This window comes from Candidatus Photobacterium acropomis (assembly GCF_030685555.1).
Classification (GTDB): Bacteria; Pseudomonadota; Gammaproteobacteria; order Enterobacterales; family Vibrionaceae; genus Photobacterium; species Photobacterium lucens.
Genome location: NZ_CP131608.1, coordinates 1 through 23,183 on the forward strand (window position 1 = coordinate 1; position 23,183 = coordinate 23,183).

At 43.8% G+C, this 23,183-nt stretch carries 1 protein-coding gene and 1 pseudogene; both read right to left on the reverse strand.

What is annotated here, in order from left to right; translation table 11 throughout:
• Positions 1–24: 24 nt before the first annotated feature.
• Positions 25–5,115: pseudogene (locus Q7657_RS00095) on the reverse strand (DUF4347 domain-containing protein); the annotation flags it as partial.
• 164 nt (positions 5,116–5,279) lie between these two features.
• Positions 5,280–23,006: a GEVED domain-containing protein gene (locus Q7657_RS00100; RefSeq protein ID WP_181319864.1), complete on the reverse strand. Its 17,727-nt coding sequence runs from the start codon at positions 23,004–23,006 to the stop codon at positions 5,280–5,282.
• Between the last annotated feature and the right edge of the window lie 177 nt (positions 23,007–23,183).

The window sequence follows — 23,183 nt, forward strand, 5'->3', positions numbered from 1 at the left end:
GTCAGAAATAAAGATACGGTAATCTTCGACTTCACCATCGTTGGCTTCACCTATTGGTGAGTTACAACTGGTGTCAGTTGAACAGGCACGAACCCGAACGTAAGAATAACCAAGGCTTGCACCGGCAGGTACGGTTATCGCAGCCGTATTTATTCCCTCTGCTGCGGTAGCATTATTGATGATCTGCTCGCCCGCATCATCCCAGTCACCATCTAAATTCCAATCAACCCATGCGTACACCTGAAGACCATTTAAGGTCGTATCGGGATCTTTGGTGAGGGTAACATCAACATTGACAGATTCTCCCGGCGTCCAATTGGCTGGGAAAGTAACCCCATCTTCATCGTCGATATTATTCACATCATCTGCGTTCGCGGTGAGGTTTTGCATCACAGTCGCGGTATTCCAATATTGGGTTTCTTCATCCCACGCTGTACCTAAAGTGATATCTACCTGTGTATCAGCATCGGTATCCGCAAGAATATGTGCCGCGCCTTGGTTACTTAATAATGTCTGATAATCTTGTACTGCAATACCTGAGGTCATGTCTGGAGCATCACCAATGTCTTTCGGCTGCGCTATTTTACAGTCACCCGCACTGAAGTTAATCGTCCACCAATATTCTGGAATATCAACGTCAAATGAGAAGGATTGGACCGTGCCTTCAATTAAGATTGTACCGTTGGCACCCGAACCACCACGAGGAAACTCAGCGGCTTGAATAACCCGTGGAGAATGTTGCAAGGTATCTGGGCTATAGATTACACGGACATCCGTATCAAATGTCATGGTTGGTCTTGTCGTCCCAGCACCGAATGAGTAGAGATTCATAATGAGGTTAGTCATTGGCTGGTCGAAGGTGACGGTATGTGTGCCTGCATACTCAAATCTTGGCGTGTATTCAGCAGCATCGTCTGTCGTCGGGTGTAAAAAATAATTTGGGTAATTCCAAATATTCCCATTAGCCGTTACTAGGTTCGGAGCAATCTCAGATGTCACCGTAAAACCGACACCTTGGAAAGTTCCAGGGAAGGTCGTGCCTCCTGCGCCAACTTGATCATAGATACCCCATTCGTTGCCTGTGCCTTGTGAGCACTCCAACACTGACAGTTGATGATCTTCCACTTCACCATTGGTGGCAATTCCTCCAACGCTTGCCGTCGTCAAACCATCACTTGCAGGTGCTAAACGAAAACGCAGGTTATATACGCCATAACCAATAGGTGATAGACCAGACCAAGTGATCGGATAATCCGTCAAGGTGTTATTTGATGGTACAGTTTGGAGTTGTGCTTCAGATGCTTCAAAAGTGCCGTTTTGATTATGATCAAGCCAAGCAACCAAGGTGGCATCTGCGCCTGTGTTATTAAAGACTTTTGCCGTTGCCGTGTAGCTTGTTTCTCCCAATAATAAATCAGGCAATGAAATCCCTAACTCATCTGCACCTGTTGTATCATCCAAATTGGCTAAATCGCTGGCCGTTGAGGCTTCCCCATCCACATCATCTGCTCCTAAATACAAAGTGGAAGATTGAATGTGCTTAGGTCCACCTTCGGCAAACTCGACTAAATAACTATCAGGCGCATCACCACCGTCCATATCATCGGGATGAAGGATTTGAATCAGATGATCTTCTACTTCCCCATTCATGACAATGCCGTAAGCTCGATCATCACTGCCTAATCCATCAGCATCTGTTAGTGCGGTGTCTGATATACGAAAACGCATATAACTATCAGCCGTGACTAAGGTAAGTCCTGTCCATGACAAAGCAGCACTACCATCAGCAAATGACGATGTATCATTACAAGCTGCAGATGCATATTCGGTGACTTCAAAATCACCATTCGCATTCGCATCTATCCACCCATGCACCGTTGCGCCATGATCACCACTGCCCGCACTGAAATCATTACATGCGATGGTTGTTGAATAAGAGGTTTCATATAACAATAAGGTTGTACTGAAAGCATCTTCATCATCTGGGACTGCACCTTCGCTGTCATCATCACTGGCATTATCGTTAGCATCAGTGCCATTACCGAAAGCATCTGTGTCAGAATCTGGGGCAATGCTGCCTAAATAAATACTATTATCAATGGAATGAGCCGGACCATTTGAGGCGGCACGGGTACGGTAATCCCCCATTGTGACGCTGACTGTTGCATCTGGCGCATCACCATAATCACATTCATTACCATTGGTCGCGGCAAAACTGGCACCACCGAAAATATAAGCTTGCGCAACAGGATCGCTCCAATGGGTAGTATGAGCAAAATAAATGCCATTATTGGGGTCTAACGTGTAATTCCCTGATATCACAGGCGATGATTCAATAAAGACACCATTATCGTCCAATGCAATCAACTGCATAGTTACACTATTATCACTCTGCACCGCCATTTTAATGCGATAACGATTGTACGTTGTTTTCACATATCCAGCGGAAGACGACATGGTCGTCACAGACGATTGATTATAAGAAGCTATGGTTGGGCTAGTGCCATTCCACAGCGCATGAACACCAACGTATAAAGCATTGTCTCCCGTCAACACGCCATTCATATTAACGTGGTCAGTCAACCAGAAAAGTGAGTCACCATCACCTGCACCATTTGCCGGACCGCCATTCAAATTTCGGATACGGAATTCAACATCAATGTTAATCGGGTAGGTAAAGCTTTCCCCCGGAGCCAGAACTTCCAATTCAAATCGCTTAGCCGGTGCTCCATCGTTTGTTTGGGAATACAATTCATCGCCAACCACACTCGTACCATTAAAGCCATCGGCAGGATCGTCGTTATAATTAGGTAATTGAGTGATCTCTTCCCCTGTTGAAGCTTGAGAAGAAACACTACACAAAAATTGAGGTAATGACGGTTCAATCTGAACAGTAAGAATCTGATCTTCTATTTCACCAAAGCCGCCGTAACCATAAGAACGGGAATCTTCCTGCGAACCAGTGGCTGAATCAGATAAAACTTGATCACTAATACGTGTGCGAATGTAATAATTTTCACCTGAACTCAGGCTTGGCAAATTCGTCCATTGCATGATCGTATCAAGATTCGTGCTACCTGTTGGAACAACAATGACATCTCCAGTGCCCGTACCACCTTCAACAAATTCATCTCGATCAAATGTACCGCTGTTATCCCAGTCAATCCACGAATAGACATAAGCATCTGCGCCTGAGTTATTATTAACTAGCTGATTATAAGTAAAGGAAGTACTGGTTTCGTAAAGTTGAGTGACACCTAAAGCATCTTCATCGTCAGTACCTGTAGTGTCGTCCCCATCAGCGGTTGCTGATTGTGTTGCATCACTTTCATCATCTGGGGCAGTTTCACCAAGGAAAATAGAGGTTGGAACGGGGTTGTAATGAAAAGCACCAATATCACTGGATAAGGTTCGGTAATTGCCAATACCGCTACCTACGCCGGCATCTGGTGCATCGCCATAATCGGAATCAGGATTACTTGCATCTCGCCAATCTACATCACCACCAGTAAATACATCACTGTCTAAATCAGGAAAATTGTCAGTTTGGGTATTATCAAAAGTACCATTAACATCCGTATAGTCATCAGCAGCTTCATAATTGCTATCTAAGCCATTGAGACCCACTGTACCTGATAAAATTAAACCCGCTTCATAAGTATCATTGCCACCTTCATCGTCAGAATCCAGATCTCGGTGATCAGGGTTATCAGTACCATCAGTATTTTCAGGTGTTAACCCCGCACTTAATGTCGGATCGGTACTCCCAATATTGGCATCATAAGCATCGTCTAAACCATCACCATCAATATCATCACCGCTTGGAGGTATGTATCCCGTTGTCGATTGCGCTTCGATATTATCGGGAATCCCATCGTTATCACTGTCTAAATCTAGGTGATCAGGATTAACATCACTGTCAGTTTCGTAGTAGCCACAATAGTCACTCGATGTGTACAAACCCACTTCTCGAATTTGGAAATTAGGTGCCGCCCCACCTGCCCCAGGGCCTGTCCAAGGTGCTTCAATCACAAAATAAGCAATATCTTCATATTGTTGGCTGAATGCATATTGCACGGTAATAGTGCTGTTGGTTGATAACCCTGTAAACGATTCTGTCGCTATAATATTATTATCACTATCATATAAAATAACATCTGCCGCACGAATACCATCCCCCTGAACGCCATAGTCATTCGCTAATGCAAAACCACCAGCAGTCAATGGAGCCTGTAAGTTAAATGTCAAACGAATAGGTATATTGATATCAGCCCATGTAAAAGGCTCCCAACCATTTCCTCCTGTTCCAGAATCATCACCATCTATCCATTCTTCAGGGGCTGGAACTGGGCTCGCAGCGACACCTTCAATGCCTACACTGGAAAAATACGTTGGTCCCATATAATTTGTTCCAGCAGGAACACAAAATGCGGCCTCAACTTCATCGATGATCCCATCACCATCATCATCGATATCGACAGCATCCATCACACCATCATCATCCGTATCAGTGGTTACGGGATCATAGGTAGCAGGATCGTAAAGTATTTCAGAATAGGCATAATAGCGATTAGAAAGAAACGAAAGTTTAAACTGTGCAGGGTGTGTTAAATACTCTAACTCCCAGTCACCACCTTTGAAATGACTTCCTGTCGGATCAATAGAGGCTGCCACAGACACGCCAGTATATTCAGCAAACTTACGAACTAATATTTTGCCTTCATCTGTTTTCGCAATATCACAGCCCAATATATTAATGTGTCCATTCTTATCGAGCTGTTTACCCAATGCCATTAATAATGGCTTATATTGCTGAATATTTTTTAGCGTAATATCATCTTGACCTATGGTGATTTTTCCAACCTCACCATGAGAAAAAATATCAAGGATCTGGATCCCTTTTTTGCTTTCTAAACTGAATACCAATTGTTCAAGATTATTAAACTCAACAATGGGAATACCATATTCTTGAAAATAAGACTTATTGGTTACTTGGCTATCAACCACCGTTAACTTCTGTGGTTCACCTTTATTTAATTTCGATAATAGATATGTAAATAAAATACTACCAATGAAAAGTAATATTAATATCCAAATCCCTGTTCTTATTTTCATGACCACAATTTATCACCATTGTAGAAATAAATGACACATCGTTTACGCAAGTGTTAAGCCAAAAAAAACACTTTAAAATAAGTCAATTACTCAACTTACTTTAAAGTGTTTAGCATTTTTTTTATTTTGCATTGCTATTTAATTCTTATTTATTAGCAATTATTTTATTTAACAGTCACACGGTACGTCACATAACCACGTTCTGACGGTGCTAAAATACCACCAAGTTGCCATTCAATACCGCCGTCATAACCCGCATCATTCGTTCCATCAGCAGTAAGCACATTACATGACACGATACTCGCTGGTAGTGATGTTGCAGGAGCAGTACAACTCACCATTTCCGTTAACTCGGTAAATTCAGGCACACTGTCAAATAATTTAATAGTATCAATATCACCACCACCGTTATTAGTGAAGTAAATAGTGTACTCCAGTACATCTCCGGGTCTGGCTTGATTACTACGGCTTTCCACATCATTTTGGGTGATATTTTTCACTGTCTTCTCTATTTCCAATTCACCCGCACCACTGAAACTGACCCTAACGGTGTCAACATCACTAACTTGATTCGTTTCTGTGGTATTAGCAAAATCAATATCCGCAATGAGTTGATAGTTATATACGCCATGCAGTGGCACATTGGCTGGCACATTGACTTTGACAATCAGACAAATTTGAGATGTTGTATCAACACTCATTGCTGTCGGATTGGTAACGACACCATCCACGCCAGCATCCAATTCACCGTTACAGTTAGCATCAAAGTACAATACTTCACTCCAGCCATAACCACTTGGTGCTGCTTGTTGATTAGCAATAGTAAAGCTCACATCACCTGAAGTGTTCACATTGTATTTATGGCTAAAGAATACAGGAACGCCCGGCTCAGTTTCGGTGTAGTTATCAGGCTCTAGCGTTGGCATCGTCACTTTACCAAAGTCGATATTGGCTAAATAATCACCCGCACTAGCATTGACAATCATTAGGCTATCAGTCAATAAGCTATTCGTCACTTTACCCACTAAACCTAAGGCTGGATCTGTCACATCCGCTTCTGATATATCTATCCACGCTGCTTGCGACACCACTTCAACAATAATATCTTTATCAGCAAATTCCACCCCTAGCACTAATGTATAACTACCATCACCAGCCGTTAATGTACGCATAATTTCTTGTCCTGCCACATAACCAGGAATAGCCACATCGTTATAAATCGCCCTAACTACGTAATTAGCAATCCCGCGTTCAGTACCTTCTTGAATACCATTATGTGCAGTCACACCACCGACACCGTTATCTTCAAATACAGTACCTTCTAATACAATTTGGTTGATCAAGTTGAACATGTAGTCTTCAACTTCACCGTTATCAACCGTACCTAGCGGTGAATCACACAGCGATGGCGCATCACACACACGGAATCGGATGAAGGTGTCACCGTTATACCCTGATGTGTAAGCCGCATCTAATGTGACTGGAACATTATTGAGTCCACTACTCACGGTGTAATCGGACAGTACTGCTTCACCAGTATCGGTAAAGTCACCATCACCATTTAAGTCAACGAAGATATTGAGATATGAACTGTTACCGTCTTTCTCAAACACGGTGATAGGTAATGTGGTTAAGGTTGAAACAATGATATCGGCTGGCATATTAACGCCATCTTCATCATCTTCACCTGTTGTATTATCACCCGTGGCATCTGCACTGTAGAAGTCATATAAGTCAGGATCCCACACACTACCTAAGATCAGATCTGGTGTACCTGAAATATCAACATCGACATTGCGGTGACCCGCTTCACCATAGCTTTGCGGCGCATCACCCTTATCAATACTGGCTATACAACCTGCCATGTCATGGAAACCAACACCTGAATAGCTACTTGGGATAATGTAAGAAGCATCACCATTAATGGTGTTAATACGGTACATTGCAACACGATCATTTAAATCGTAGCTACCATCGCCATCAGTATCATGATCCCCTGTTAGCGTGATGGCATACAAATGATTCAAATCATCCGTCGCTACCGCACCAGTCCAATAATTTGGAGCCTTCGCACCATTAAAGTTAAGCGGCTGACTTGTTACGGTATTTGCGACCGGATCATAAGCATATAAGGTTGGTGTCGTTGGCTCCGTTTCCGCACCACTGGCTTGGAAACCATTCCCCGTTAAATCTACACCATAGATTAAACCATCCACTTCTGATACCGCCCAATCAGAGCCAATCCGGAGTGCATTGTTATTGATTAATGCGGCTGGAATAGGTTTCGCACTGTATGTCATTTCGAACAGATTAATCGTGATCAAACTATCCCAACGATTATTAGTGATGTAATAGAATTGATTATCTCGTGAAATGGTCCCCATATTGGCAGGATATTTACCACCAATATTGGACGGCAGTGGATCCCCAGCATTTACCGTTACACCACCACCAGCAAGGTCATTGATGGTATAAGTACCATCAGAGATGATTTCACCAAGCGATATAAAGCTAGTACCCGAAGTATCTGTCACCACTAACTCAATATTACCCGATGTATTACCCGCTTGGTTATTAAAGGTGGAGTACATTAATCCGCTATCACGGTCAAAAGCTAATGAGTTCAATAAGTTGTAGTTAACACCCGTCACAATGTTATTAAACTCAAAGGTGAGTGGTTGCACTGGTGTTACAGCAGAATAGCTGTAGTTCCCGCCTTCCGTCGTCGACTCTGTCACATAGAGCTGATCACAGGTATTCACTAAATTAAGGTTGGAAATGAAGATACGGTAATCTTCCACCTCACCATCACTGGCGGCTCCTACTGGGCTATTACAGCCAGAGTCAGAACATATACGTACTCGCATATAGGTATAACCGAGGCTAGCATTCGCAGGTACTGTGAGATTGTACGGTGTTTGTGCATTCGCAATAGCAGCGTTATCGGCTACTACTTGCTCTCCAGCATCTGACCAATCACCATTACGGTTCCAGTCAATCCATGCATACACTTCCAGCCCCGTTAAATCGGTGTCCGGATCGACTAAGGTCGTGATTTGAAGTGTTTCAGGATCACCCGGTCTCATAGTTGTGCTATAGACCACACCATCTTCATCATCAGGCGTATTAGTCACATCATCAGCGGTTGCAGACAAGTTTTGTAATGCGCCATCATCAGCATCGATTTCACTACCGAGAACAATATCGTTCTGATCATCTGCATCAAAATCGTAGAGCACATGCATCGCACCGTTATTCGATTTAGTGGTGGTGTAATCAACATTCGCTGTGCCTGCAGTGGTATCAGGAGCATCACCAAAATCATATTCAGTAAAGGTAATCGTTTGTTCTATGATACAGACCTTCTGTAAGTTCGTAGCCCCACCTGTTGCCCCTGTAAAGCCGTAATGCAGGTTGTTATTACCATTGAAATCATCGGCAATAAAGTCACGGACTAATGACTCTTTCAGTAAACCATCAAAGTAGTAATCAAAGGTTGTAGTCGTTGGATCCCAATCAAACACGACTTCATGGTATTGATTATCTTCAATGTTTCCTAGGTCATGGGTCTCAGCACCAATTAGCGTAAATGGCACAGATGCAGGATCATAAATCGCAGTGTGATCATTGGCTATATCAAGAAAACTAGCTCCATTTGCGTAGGTATCAAAATCAATTGTAATCGCAGGATCTAGCCCCTGAGAACCTAAGCCACCACCAGATAAACCAATCGCTTGGTTACCAGCGGCGGTATTTTGTAAGGTGAAAGTCACACCATCCGCACCCGCATCGTTATTACCAAGATAAATACCAAAGCGTAATCTAAATGGTTCTTCTAAATTAAACTTATCTGTGGTCCAGAATGCTCCACGTTGATTACCTGCATTAGGTGTAATAATGATTTCATTCGTGCTGTTATCAACAAATGAATTTGCACCTGAAACCATGGTAAATTGTGAGCCTAATGGTAAACAGCTCACGTCAGTTAAGGTCACAAAGTGATCTTCTACTTCACCATCATTTGAAATGCCCGTTATGGTGTTACAGTTACCCGCCGTTGAACAGTAACGCACGCGAGTCCAGAATTGTGTTCCGGTAAATGATGCCGCTGTTGGTATAGGCAGAATATTATTACCCGCAGTGACAGCCATATCATTGATCGATTGCTCGCCAGCTTGTCCCCAGTCACCACTGTTATCCCAATCTACCCATACTGAAATAAAGCCATCATTAGTCGCATCGACTTCAATATAGGAGCCCGCCATCTTGACGCCAGTATTAGCAATAGTGTTATAAAGCACAATAGTGGTGCCCGTTTCGTCATCACCATTACCTGTAGCCCCTGCAGGAAGGTTATCCCCATCAGCAACGGCATAATGTCCAGTATCGACATCCACACCTGTACCAATATAATTGCTACCAACATGGTGACTTGCTACACCACCTGCGGTAAATGACGTAGGTGCATCACCATAATCACGGGTTGATAATTCATAATCTTCCACTTCACCATCACCAGCAGACAAATCAATATCAGCTTGGGTTAAGGTATCGGTGGTTGTTCGTAAGCGGAGATAAATAATGTCGAGCCCACTATCATCTGCAACCGTGAAGTTTAATGTCGCAGAGCCATCAGATATCGCATCAACGTCATTACATGGCGCTTGAGCAAATTCTCCTATGTCTGACAAATCGCCATTCACATTAAAGTCAATCCAACCATAAACCATGGCACCTAAGTCACTAGTACCATCATGATCATTACAAACAACCGTCAGCGCTAACGAACCCGAACCGCGTAAGTAAGTTGGCAACACAGCAAATGCATCTTCATCATCAGGTACACCATCCAAATCATCATCAGTGGCATTACCGTTATCATCGATACCATCACCAAAACCATCGGTATCAGCATCACCAGGGACAGTACCTAGGTAGATATATGGACTACCTGTAGCATGACGTGTACCCATACTCGATTCTAACGTATTGAAGCCCGCACTTTCTGGCGCATCACCGTAATCATATTCAACATCCAGTGTGATTTGATAATCTTCCACTTCACCATCATCAGCTAGGCCATGTGGGGTTGAACAGTCGGTGGTATCACGACAGATACGAACACGTAAGTAACTAATACCTGTTAACACATCGCTCGGTACATTAAAGCTCAGCGTTTGATCTGTATCTTCATCTGCTGCGGTTAATGTGATTGGCGTTGCTGCTTCTGTTGCTACATCAAAGACACCATCTCGGTCAAAATCCAGCCAGCCGTATAACGTTGCATTAGCATCGGTATGTACACGTGTCGTAAATTGTACTGGCACTACCGGTTGTGCATTAACTATTACAGGAATTGTGACGCCATCTTCATCAGCCCCAATAACATCATCGTCGGTCGCATCACCGGTATTATCAATACCATCAACAAAACCATCCGCTTCTTTATCTGGCGCAATTGCACCGAGATACACTAATGGCGTGTCTTCAACGATGTGCATCGCCCCTGAACCTTCACCACTCACATCCACTCTGTCGGTGCCATAGGTATCTGGCGCATCGCCTAAATCCCCTAAACCAATCGCCAATAAGAAATCTTCGACTTCACCGTCATTTGCGCCCCCATCCCAAGTATTGGCAGATAAGCCATCGGTGCTTACACGCAAGCGCAAGTACGTCATGCCATAAGTTAAACCAATGCTGTCGAGCCCTGTCCAGGTTAAGGTAAATGGATCTTGATTGGTGCCCGTTGGTACGCTAATCGACTGGGCTTCTGAGGCATCAAACAAGCCATCTTGATTGAAATCAATCCAGCCCCATAACGTAGCATCAGTCCCTGTGGTATTGGTGGCTTCCACGATCGTGCTGTACTCGGTTGCATCAAGTGAAATTGGCAACAGAATATTCACCCCATCTTCATCATCAGGGCTGGTATTACTGTCATCACTGCGCGCCAGTAAATCAGGTGTAGCATCTTGTTCGGTATCCCCCACTTGATCACCTAAATACAAGGTGCTGGTTGCAATGTGATACGCCCCATTATTGGCTGAAGAGGTGTTATAGGTTTCAGGTGCATCACCATAGTCCCTATCGCCGACCACGATACGGTGATCTTCGATTTCCCCATTGGTGGCGGCCCCGAAGGAGCGGGGATCTTCATCACTGCCTGTGGCGGTATCGGCGAATACATCGTTGGTGAGTCGTAGTCGTACGTAGTACACATCACCATTTGCCAACGCAGGGATCGTCGACCAGGTTAAAGATTCCATTTGGCTGGTTGTGCCATTTGATACCGTGATGACACCCGTATCAACCAGTTCGTCTTTATCAAACGAGCCACTGTTATCCCAATCTATCCATGCATATAAATACGCATCACTGCCGGTATTATTGGTGACGATCGCAGCACTGGTATAACTGGTATCGGTAGTGGTTATCGGGGATAGCATAAAGCCATCTTCATCATTCGCCCCTGTGAGATTATCGCCAGACGCGGAACTATTTGGTGTTGCATCACCTTCAGCATCGGCACTCTCTTCCCCTAAATACAGATCTGCATCAGGGACGTGATAAGGCCCTAAATCGGTCGTATCTAAATTAAAACGAGTACGATAATTGCCAGTACCAATTCCAGCTCCTGTATCGGGTGCATCACCAAAATCAAGGCTTGGCGGATTTAAGGTAATGACATGATCTTCCACCTCACCACTCTCGGCATAACCACTAGGGGTATTACATTCACCTTCAGATTCACAGACTCGAACACGTAAATACGTTGCCCCCGTTAAACCTAAATAGGGCACGACTGTCTCTAGTGAATTTGAACCAATACTGACCGCTTGATCTTGAATGACGTGCTCACCGGCAGTATTAAAGGTGTTGTCGATATCAGCATCTACCCATACATTCAAATAACCATCACTGCCTGCGACCAAATAATCAATACTGGTGGACGATAAGGCGGTGATAGCGGTAGGTAATACCGTATCTTCATCATCGGTTGTGCCGTCAAGATCGTCACCATCCGCCGTTGCATTCGGGATGCCATCAAACTCTGCGTCACGCTCTGCCCCCAGCACCATGTTACTGACGTAACCACTCGTCCCCGTGATAACGTGTCGCGCTCCTACGCTGGCATCTAAGGTCAAATAGCTATCAGGTGCATCACCATAATCATAAGTACATCCACCTGCACCGATGCGCTCAACAGTAATGTCTGTGACGTTATAGTCATTATTACCCAACGCGTGATTGTGGTGCATCAACAAGGTCAATTCCATGTTATTGCTTGGTGCAATACCCTGAACAAATAACTGCTGAGGGCTGTCATGGCCTGCCGTCATGCTGGTTGCAGGTATGGTGCCTATAGAAGTGCTATCAAGGAAGACTTCAAAGTAATCATTGGCATTGGCTGACAAACGTCCAACCCACACATTGACTTTGATGGTATCACCTACACGGGTTTCAATTCGACGTTTTAACGTCACATCCCAATTCGTATCAGCAATCACATAAAAACCACGGGAGCGTGCAGACGCATTATTGGCGGTATACGGATCATTCTGTTCTAATCCATTGATTAACCAGCCTTCATTATTGAAGTCTCTGAAATCATGTTCAAAGAAAGTTTCACTGTTACACCCGCTAGACGTGAGCGATGACGGCGTTACCGTTATGACATGATCTTCCACCTCACCCAATGAGGCATAGCCCCCTGGGGTAGTTTCATCTATCGCATCCGTACTTGGCATAATTCGGGCTCGAACATAATAATCACCCGCAGTGATATTCAATCCTGTCCACGTAAAATCGGCATAGGTATAATTACCGCTATGTGGCACACCATCGTAAGTCTGCCCTTCATCCGCATCAAAAGTACCATTGCGATCCCAGTCTACCCACACGACTATTTTGGCGGTCAATCCAGTACCAATCACACTGCGCCCTAACACTTGAAGAGTGTATGTGGTATCACCAACGTAAAGCGGAGGCAATTGCAAGCCATCTTCATCATCTACGCCACTGCTATCATCACTGTTTGCACCCACACTTGGTACTGGAGACTCTGTATCTGGGTATATCAAACCAAGATTACCAGGCTGACCCATCAATAGGTTATTGGTTTGCACATGGTAAGGACCACCGCTGCCTAAGGATGTCATGTAAGAATCTGGCGCATCACCGCCATCAAAGATACCGCCAAGTACGCCAACAATTTGATAATCTTCGACTTCACCGTCACTGGCCTGCCCTGTTTCACTGGTCGTATCAATGGCATCGGTAGTAATACGGAAACGGGCATAATAAGTCGCACCATTGGCAATCGTGCCCGTTAGGTTGAAGGCAAGCACATAATCTTGCGCAGTAGTATTGGCAGGCACCACTTGTGTCACGCCTTCTGACGCTTCAAATTGTCCATTGCGATTAAAGTCAAACCAAGCAACCAAATTTGCATCGATTGTTTTATCGTTCGTGGCATTGACGGTAACTGTGAAGGTGTTATCCCCACTAAAGGCAGGACTGAGTGCAACACCATCATCAACATCGCCGTTGGCATCGGTATATACATACGCATCAGTTTCAAGAGTAGGGGCAGTGCCAAGATACACTTCGCCATTGTTAATATGGCGAGGACCATCAAATTGATAACTTGTCGTATAATCATTAACAGCTTGAGCACTGGATGTATCAGGCGCATCACCAAAGTCCAGTTCAACATCATTACAACTTGGATGAACATTATTCGGATCACTTACCCAATCATTACGAGCCTCAAACGCCGTTGGTTGCTTATAATACTCGTAAATATATCGACCATATCCTTCTCGGTTCACAGCATTACCAGAAGCATATATATTTGTGAAAAATTCTTGATTTTCACCCGACCCTAACCAGAAACCAGGCTGTGTTCTTGGGTAAGTATAACCACCATCACTTTGTGGATTCCACGGCACTAACCAATTTACAGCTGGGACATCATTACAAGACCCATCAACTATTGGTGTCGTATATAAAATACTCCGATTATCGAGACCTCTTAATATGTTCATCGTTGCTGTTGTTTGGATTGTTTCTTGTAATGATAATCCGCCAGCTGATGTTGATGGATGGAAACGAGGCATATACGTTGGCCCACTAAATGGTGATTCAGTCGCACCTAAATATCCAAATTGATGCGCTAGATATGCATTTAGGAAAACACCACTATCTGTCTGTCCTCGCTCAGATTTTGTTATCAATACACCACCGGCTTGATGATAATCCACCAACACATTCAAGTCTGCAGCTGACTCAACAGGCAAATTATTTCCAAAATTCGCACTAAATACGACCATTTGATAATCAAATAAATCATTGAGTACTAGATCAGCTGCCGTCGTCATGGTGAGTTGTTCATAGGTAACATTACCAGCGCCATATTGCGCCTCTAATGACGCGTTAACATGAGCTGGCTGATCTTCAGTTCCCGTATACCTTAATATTTGTAGCCAATGGAAAGTAACTCTATGTCCATGATCTTCCACTTCACCGTCTGTTGCTGCGCCTAATGCTCTCTCATCAACATCTGTTGTACCTATATTGTCAGGTTGGGTGGCGTCTAAATCATCCGTGGTTAAACGTAAACGAATTGCACTTGCACCAACGTCACCGCCATTCCCATTTGATAAGTTTGTCCAATTTAAAGTCACATTGGCATTATTGGTACCATCTGGTACCGCAACTGACGTCATTTCATCGGCTTGAAATTGCCCATCAGCATCATGATCCACCCATCCGTATAAGGTTGCTGCACTGCCTGTAGTATTAGTGACAGGAACATCCAACGACCAATTTGTCATTGAAGGCGAAAGAACTGGAATAGTAAGCGTGTCTTCATCGGCAATATTGTTTGTATCATCACCATCCGCATTCATGGACGGCTGACCATTAACTTCAGCATCTGCTTGTGTAGCACCAATATATAACACAGAAGTCGCAGTATGGTGCGCACCGTTATCAGCACTATAAGTACCGTAACTTGCTGGCGCATCACCGTAGTCATAAAAATTGCCATAACAGGTCGTTTGATCTAAAGCATATGCCATGACGTTATGCATGAAACGTTCTTGGTTGGTGTCTATCGCACCCGAGTATTCCCAGATCTGTCCTGGACCTTCAATGAACATTTCATCAAACATCATAATGGCACGATTACCCGCTCCGAGAGTGAATAAAGCTGGACGTTCAATCGCTTCACCATCAATGAAAGTAGCAAAAAGTTGGCTACCCGCAGGCAATGTCCCTTTAAGTACCGCATTCGGTCTTGTATTGATAATATTTGGTTGACCAATCATGTTACCAAATACCCCGTTATTTATCGGGAAATTTTTCACATCAATCGTTCTTTGTGTATTATCACTCAACATCGGTATTTCATCGACTGTCACGCCAAATTCTTGGAGTGTTGCCCAACCATGTTGATGATAGTCATATATTAGGACACCGCCTAAATCAACATATGCTTTTAAAACAGCCGCATTAACTCCACCATCATCTGCTGCCGTAACAATTTGATATTGGGCTCTCAATTCTTCTGCGGTTTGACTGATCAAAGCAGTATTCGTATGCATTATGTTAATGCTAGAAACACTATTATAAATCCCCGTAGTCCCATAATTCGTTGGATCTAATACCTGTGTTCCCATGAAATCAGTACGTAAAGAATAAACACCAAAGCTACCTATATTGACGGCATTACATGTTGTAGTTGGTCCTGTTGTACTAAAGCCCACCTCAATCAAATGATCTTCCACTTCACCACTGCCACCATAACCACCAACATCATTACTGGTTAAATTCAGATCACCTAAACGAATACGAATTGGATAATACCCCACATTCAGTGGCGTTAATCCTGTCCATGTCAGTGTTTTGCTGGTGTCCGCTGGAGCAACGGTTGCGCCAAAATGCTCTGAGGGTTCAAAGCTACCATTGAGATCCCAATCAACCCACGCATTGAGGTAAATATCTACCCCTTCTCCATTGGTGACGGCAATCGTTGTGCTATAACTGGTATCACCTTCCGTTGCATCCACAATGTTTGCGTCTTCATCATCACCCACTAAATCATCACCGGTGGCGGCACCGTTCATTTGATCAATAAGCTCTGTATCAGGCACAACCGCACCAATATGATGATGACCCTCTACCACATGCCAAGGCCCCCCTAAGGCCATCGATGTTTTATAGGTGTCAGGTAAATCGCCTTTATCAACACTGTTATTGATCTCTAATCGATAATCTTCCACTTCCCCTGATGTGGTTGTACCATAACTGCGGGTGTCTTCATTGGAGCCCGTTGCTGTATCATCAAGTAATTCATCTGTTAAACGCACTCGAATGTAGGTACTGGTCTCATTCACGCGACCATTCATGGTGCTCCAGAGCAAAATTCTTGTCGTCGTGCCGCTGTTCGGTGCAATGGTAAGCATGCCTGTATCAATACTTTCGTCTCGATCAAAACGACCATTGCGATCGAAATCTACCCAAGCGTATAAATAAGCAGGATTGGTCGTATTATTGGTAACGGTTGCTGTGGCTTCATAAGTCGTTTGTGTTGTCGACAATACGCCATAAGCCACACCATCTTCATCATCGGTGGCATCGTTGTCATCCCCAAGCGCTGTGGTGTCTGGCGATATGGCATCTGATTCCACATCGGTTGCATTCGTACCAAGGTAAAGATCAGTTGAAATACTATGACGCGGGCCATCGTCATTGAGTAAAGTGCGGTAATTGCCTACACCAACGCCAACACCTATGTCTGGCGCATCAGCAAAATCTTTATTTTCTTGTATTAGGTTAACTTGATAATCTTCAATCTCACCATCCCCAGCTAACCCAGTCAGAACATTACAATGATTTTCTATTGAGCATAAACGCACTCGCATCACGGTATTACCGGAACTTAAAGTTAATGCCGGGACGGTAACATCCAGTGAATTTGACCCCGTTACCACAGCCACATCTTGTAAAATATGTTCGCCATTGGTGGTAAAATCATTATCAAAATCCGAATCTACCCAAACATTGATGTACCCAGTGCCACCGGACACCACAAAATCAATGGATTCCGCCACATCCATCGTAATGATAGCCGGGATCGTGAGGGTTTCATCGTCGCCCTCTATATCATTGTCATCCCCTAGCGCATTGGCGTCAGGCTGACCGTCTGAATCAATATCTTTACCTGAGCCAAGAGCAAGGGTATCGACAGTACCACCAAATGCTTGGATTAAATGACGAGGCGCATCATCCGCTTTAAGCGTTGCGTAACCTGTAGGTGCATCACCGTAATCAAGATCACAGTCATAATAAATCTCAAAGAAGGCTTCACCATCGTAATTTACAGGCGTTGAATTTCTGAAAAGAAAATCAACGGTATCATTTTGATTGAATGACACATCGCCACTGAAAACTTGATTAAAAGTTGCACCATAATAAAGAACAGGACCAAGCGCTGTAACACCATTAACCACTAAAACCGCATCTTCATCACCTGATGTCAATCGACTGACTGAAATGGTGCCATCATAAGGCATCACCAAACGGTACCTAGTCACCTGCTCACTCGGATTATTTGCCGCCGTGTACCCATTATAAAATTGAACATTGGTATAAATGCTTGGCGTTAATTGATTTGTCCCTAATTCAATGTGCGTATCAGAATTGACACCACCAAAATCAATAGCTAATGAGCCATCGTTTAATACCGAATTTGCCGATAAAATACGCTCAGAATCTTGATAGTTATATTCAGCAAAAACATCTGATTCTCTTGGACCGACCCATTCAAACTGTTCTACAAAAAAGCCACCCTGCGCTGCAAAAGATTCATTCGCACTCTGGCTACAGGTATTTGCTGTCACAATAATGGGATTGAGCACATTAAATACATGATCTTCCACTTCACCTGTTGAGGTTGCACCACCGGGAGTGGTTGCATCTATCGGCTCACTGCTTGCCATTAACCTTGCGCGGACAAAATAATCCCCCGAAGAAATCGTCGGTGAAATGGCACTCCACATGACATTGACTGAGGTCAGTGTTGCATTACTGGCAAGATTATCGGTCACCACCGCTTCATCTGCATCAAAACTACCACTGCGATCCCAATCAATCCAGACCACTAATTTCGCATCAGCACCCGTATTGTTATACACATTTGCGATTAATTGATAATTCGTATCGCCATCATTAGCAACAGAGAGCTGTAACCCATCTTCATCATCACTGCCATTGGTATCATCCCCAGTTGCACTACTGCTGGCATACCCATCAACTTCAGCATCAATATTAGTTGTCCCTAAATACAACGTCGTTTTGCTACCAAGACCATGCGCTGCACCTTGTGCCGCTGAGGTGGTTTGGTAACTGTCAGGGGCATCACCGAAATCATGATCACCAATGTAAAGGCGGTGATCTTCAACCTCACCGTTGGTTGCCCCCCCGAGTGCTCGTTCATCTTCTGCGGTGGCGGCTCCTAAATGGGTTAAGGTATCGGTGGTTAAGCGGAATCGACTTAATGTATACCCCGTTGTAATGCCAGGGAAACTCGACCATGTAACGGCAATATCACTGCTTGTTGTGCCTGTTGGGACGGTAACACTTGCCATTTCATCAGCATCAAAGCGTCCATTACGATCAAAATCAATCCAGCCATATAGGGTGGCATCACTGCCGGTATTATTGGTGACATTCACGGTGGCGGTGTGACTGCTCGGAACGGGGCTGTTATCTATCGCAGGCAGAACCACGCCATCTTCATCATCACTGCTGTTAGTATCATCGCCATCGGCCATGGTGGCAGAGCTGGCATTGGCATCGTTTTCAGCATCCGGCATGGCAGCGCCCATAAAGAGAGTACTATTTAAGCCATGGTATGGGCCATTATCACTGAGGGTACTACGGTAATCGCCTGCACCAGAGGCGGTACCACTGGCACCATCTTCTGCATCACCAAAGTCAAACTCACCAATCGACACGGTATAATCTTCGACTTCGCCGCCGTTAGCAAAGCCGCCCCAATCGTTGGTGTTTAAGCTGGTATTGGCAATCCGAATCCGTAGCCCCATGGTGCCTTGGCTTAAACCACTTAGCCCGTTCCATGTCAGGGTGACTTTATTGGTGCGGTTATCACTGCCGGTAGGGTAATTATCAGGGCTGAATGTTGCGTTAGTGAAAGGCGTGCCATTGGCGGCAACATTGAGATCATCAACCACTTCATCGGCACTGAATCTACCGTCTTGGTTTTTATCGAGCCATGCCACCAGTGTTGCCATCGAACCTGACGCATTATACGCAGACAATTCCACACTGAATGACGTCGCACTGGCAGAGACTAATGGCAAAGGTTGATCTATCCCCGTTTCATCATCGGTGCTGGTGTTATCATCACTGTCACTATTGATGGAAGGGGTAACGGTAACATCACTATCAATGGTTGCTGCCCCTAAATAGAGGTTACTGACATACGCATGGGCTGGGCCATCGCTTAAAATCAAGGTTTGGTAACTATCGGGGGCATCCCCTAAATCGAGGTTATTCGCAGTTAAGAAATAGTCTTCCACTTCACCGTTAGCTGCAAACCCCAATGAACGCTCATCAATGGTGGCAGTATTGGTATCATCTTCAAGGATTTCTGTTGTGACACGTAATCGTACGCCATAAGTCTGATTATTCACGGTGGCAACATCATTAAGCCAACTTAATGAATAGGTTTGAGTCCCACTACTGGCAGGGATCAGTTGCACGCCATACGGTACTGTTACCGCTTGTTGAATGAGTTCATCGGGCTCAAAGCTGCCATCGCGATCCCAATCAATCCACGCATATAAATACGCATCTTGCGCTGAATGATTGGTTACCGACACATTGGCTTGATACCCTGCGCCATTGGTCAGCACTGGGAGCGCTTGCGTTAATAGCCCCTCCTCATCATTCGTGCCATCGAGGTTATCACCATCGGCATTCGTTGATTGCAATGAAACCGTATCCGCATCCGGTGCTACGTTCCCTAAATACAACGACGATAAACCATCAATACTGTGATACGGGCCATTATTGGCTAAATCGGTTTGGTAATTATTGGCGGCAGTGGTTGCCGACGTATCTGGCAAGTCACCAAAATCCCCGCCCCCCAATAACACGGCGTAATCTTCGACTTCACCATTACTCGCCGCACCATTAGAGTCCGATACAGTCAAGGGATCGGATGAAAAGCGAAAACGAATATAGCTACTACCCGAAGTTAAATACTGTAATTGTGTGGCATTAAAGGTGAACGTATAGGCACCATTTTGTCCATCTGCAATGGTCACTACTTGCCCTTCAATGGCATCGAACACACCATTACGGTTGGCATCAATCCACCCTGCGAGATACGCATCACTACCCGTGGTATTACGCACTGTCAGTTCAACAGGATAAGTCAATGCGCCTAGTGGAAGTGGCATTAATACTGACGTTATCCCATTTTCATCGTCACTGTTTGCATTATCATCACCAAGAGCATCACTGGATGCCTGCCCACTGACATCAGTATCAATGGTCGAGGAGCCTAAATACAAGGTCGTATTATCTTTGATGACATGGTAAGCACCACCTAAAGAGGGATCGATGCCATAACTGCTTGGCGCATCACCTAAATCGATATCATTCATCACGATTTGGTGATCTTCAATCTCACCACTTCCATCCCCTCCAAGCGAAGAGACTTCGGTTATATTTGTAACAGCACGGCTAATCAATCGTAAGCGTAAAAAAAGCGCACTGGCATTACTGGGCGTGATATTGTTCCATTCAAGCTCAGTATTTACTTGCGTCACACCATTTGGAATTTGAACAATTTGTCCTTCGCTTTCTTCAAATTGACCATTACGATTAAAATCAATCCAACCCACTAAAGTTGCTGTCGAACCAACATTATTAGTCACGGGAATATATATTTTATAATCTGTTGAAGAAGATTGGATCGGTAGTAGATTGAGATCGCTTTCATCAGGATTATTATCCGTATCATCAGCAGTAGCGGTCGCATTTTGTAAATTTCCCGAATCCAAGTCTGGGGCGCTATAACCAATATATAAATTACTATTAATAGTTTGATAAGGACCGCCATTACTGGCTAAGGTTTCAAAATTATCAGATCCCATCCCTATGCCCGTATCAGGCGCATCACCATAATCAAGATCACCATTAACAATAAAACTATGATCCTCTACCTCACCATCAACGGCTTCACCATGCCAATCTATATTTGATTCTGAACCATAACGAAAGCGACTATTAACAGTGCCAACAATCGAATTTAGCGATATAGGTAAAGAGAGTGATATCACATTGGCCGCAGGACTGAGATTTGTCGCAATTTGTTCATCGACATCATCAAAATCACCATCATCATTCCAATCAACCCAGGCATTAAGCACACCGGTACCATTTGTTGGGATATTTAAACTAACGATATCCCCAACATTAAAAACTTGTCCCTGAATAGCGATATTGTTAGCAATAGAGCCGACGAAAACACCATCTTCATCATCACCATTAGCATCGCTATCATCACCAGTCACATCCGTGCCGCCATTTGCCGTATTCTGGCTAAGCTGCTCAATATCAGCTATAGCAGCTCCCATATATAATGTTGAGTCTGACGAAGTATCATGTGCTGCATCTAAGTAACGGACATTATGATCACCATAATCACAATGCTCTGTCACTGCGACAGACTCAAACCCCATAAAAACATAATTTTGATCGCCAGGATCATTCGAGTGCGTAAAATGAACAAAATAGAGCCCTTGAGATAAATCCAAAGCATTCGGCTCTGTTTGTACCGGTGTTACATGAAGTTCAGTACCATCTATTTCATGTACAGACATAATAGATGTCATTGAGCCATCACTTTGAACGGTGTATTCAAGTGTAAAGTCTCTTGGCGTGGTCGATAATCCAACAACAGTACTACTGTATCCAGACCAATCTGCAGCACCTAATATTTGCGTATTTGTACCATTCCATTGCCCATCCATTGCAGCCCAAATAAATGGGTTATTACCAAATCCCCCCACATTCACATCAATATGGTCAGTTAAACCAAATAATGCATCACAATCACCACTATCTTCACAACGAATACGAAATTTATATTTCACTATCATTGGAAATGTTGCTGTTGCAGCATCACCTGGTGCTAGAATTTCGATTTCAAAACGCTTTTCATTTCCTCCCCCTACTTTCAATGCACTCGAAAATAATTCATCACCAACAATGGTTACTTTTCCTGCTGGAAATCCATCCGCAGGATCTTCGTTATAACCTGGCAGTGATTTAATATCAGCGCCCGTCGTTGCTCTTAATGCAGTAGAACAAGCTAATACTTGTGGGTAATTTAAATACGTATTAAAGGAATAAAGATCTGTGTTCTGAGCAGACATGACTTTTTTAGAACTTTGATACTCTAAATCCCAATCACCACCTTTTTGTGGGTTACCCGTTAAGTCTGTAGAAGCCGCAACAGACACGCCTGTATATTCAGCGATTTTTTCGATCAGTTGTTTGCCTTGTTCAGATTGCGCAACATCACAGCCTAAAACATTAATGTGGCCTTCTGCACCAAGGTGATGACCGATTTGCTGGAGGATCTCTTGATAAGCATCTATGTTGGCAAGAGTGAGAGATTCTTTTCCTAAAAATATCTTCCCATCTTCACCATGAGAGAATATATCAAGAACATGGATATTTTTATTCTCTTGTATTTTTAGTGCGATGTTGTGAATACTATTAAATTCAACAATAGGTATACCGTATTCTTGAAAATAAGACTTATCAGCGAGTTGACTATCAACCACCGTTAATTTCTGTGGTTCGCTTTTATTTAATTTCAGCAATAGATATGTAAATAATATACTCGTTATGACAAGCGATATTAAAAGAAGAATCCCTGTTCTTATTTTCATATTCACAGCCTATCACCATAATAAAAATAAAAGACATATGGCTAGTGCAAGTGTTAAGCCAAAAAAAAA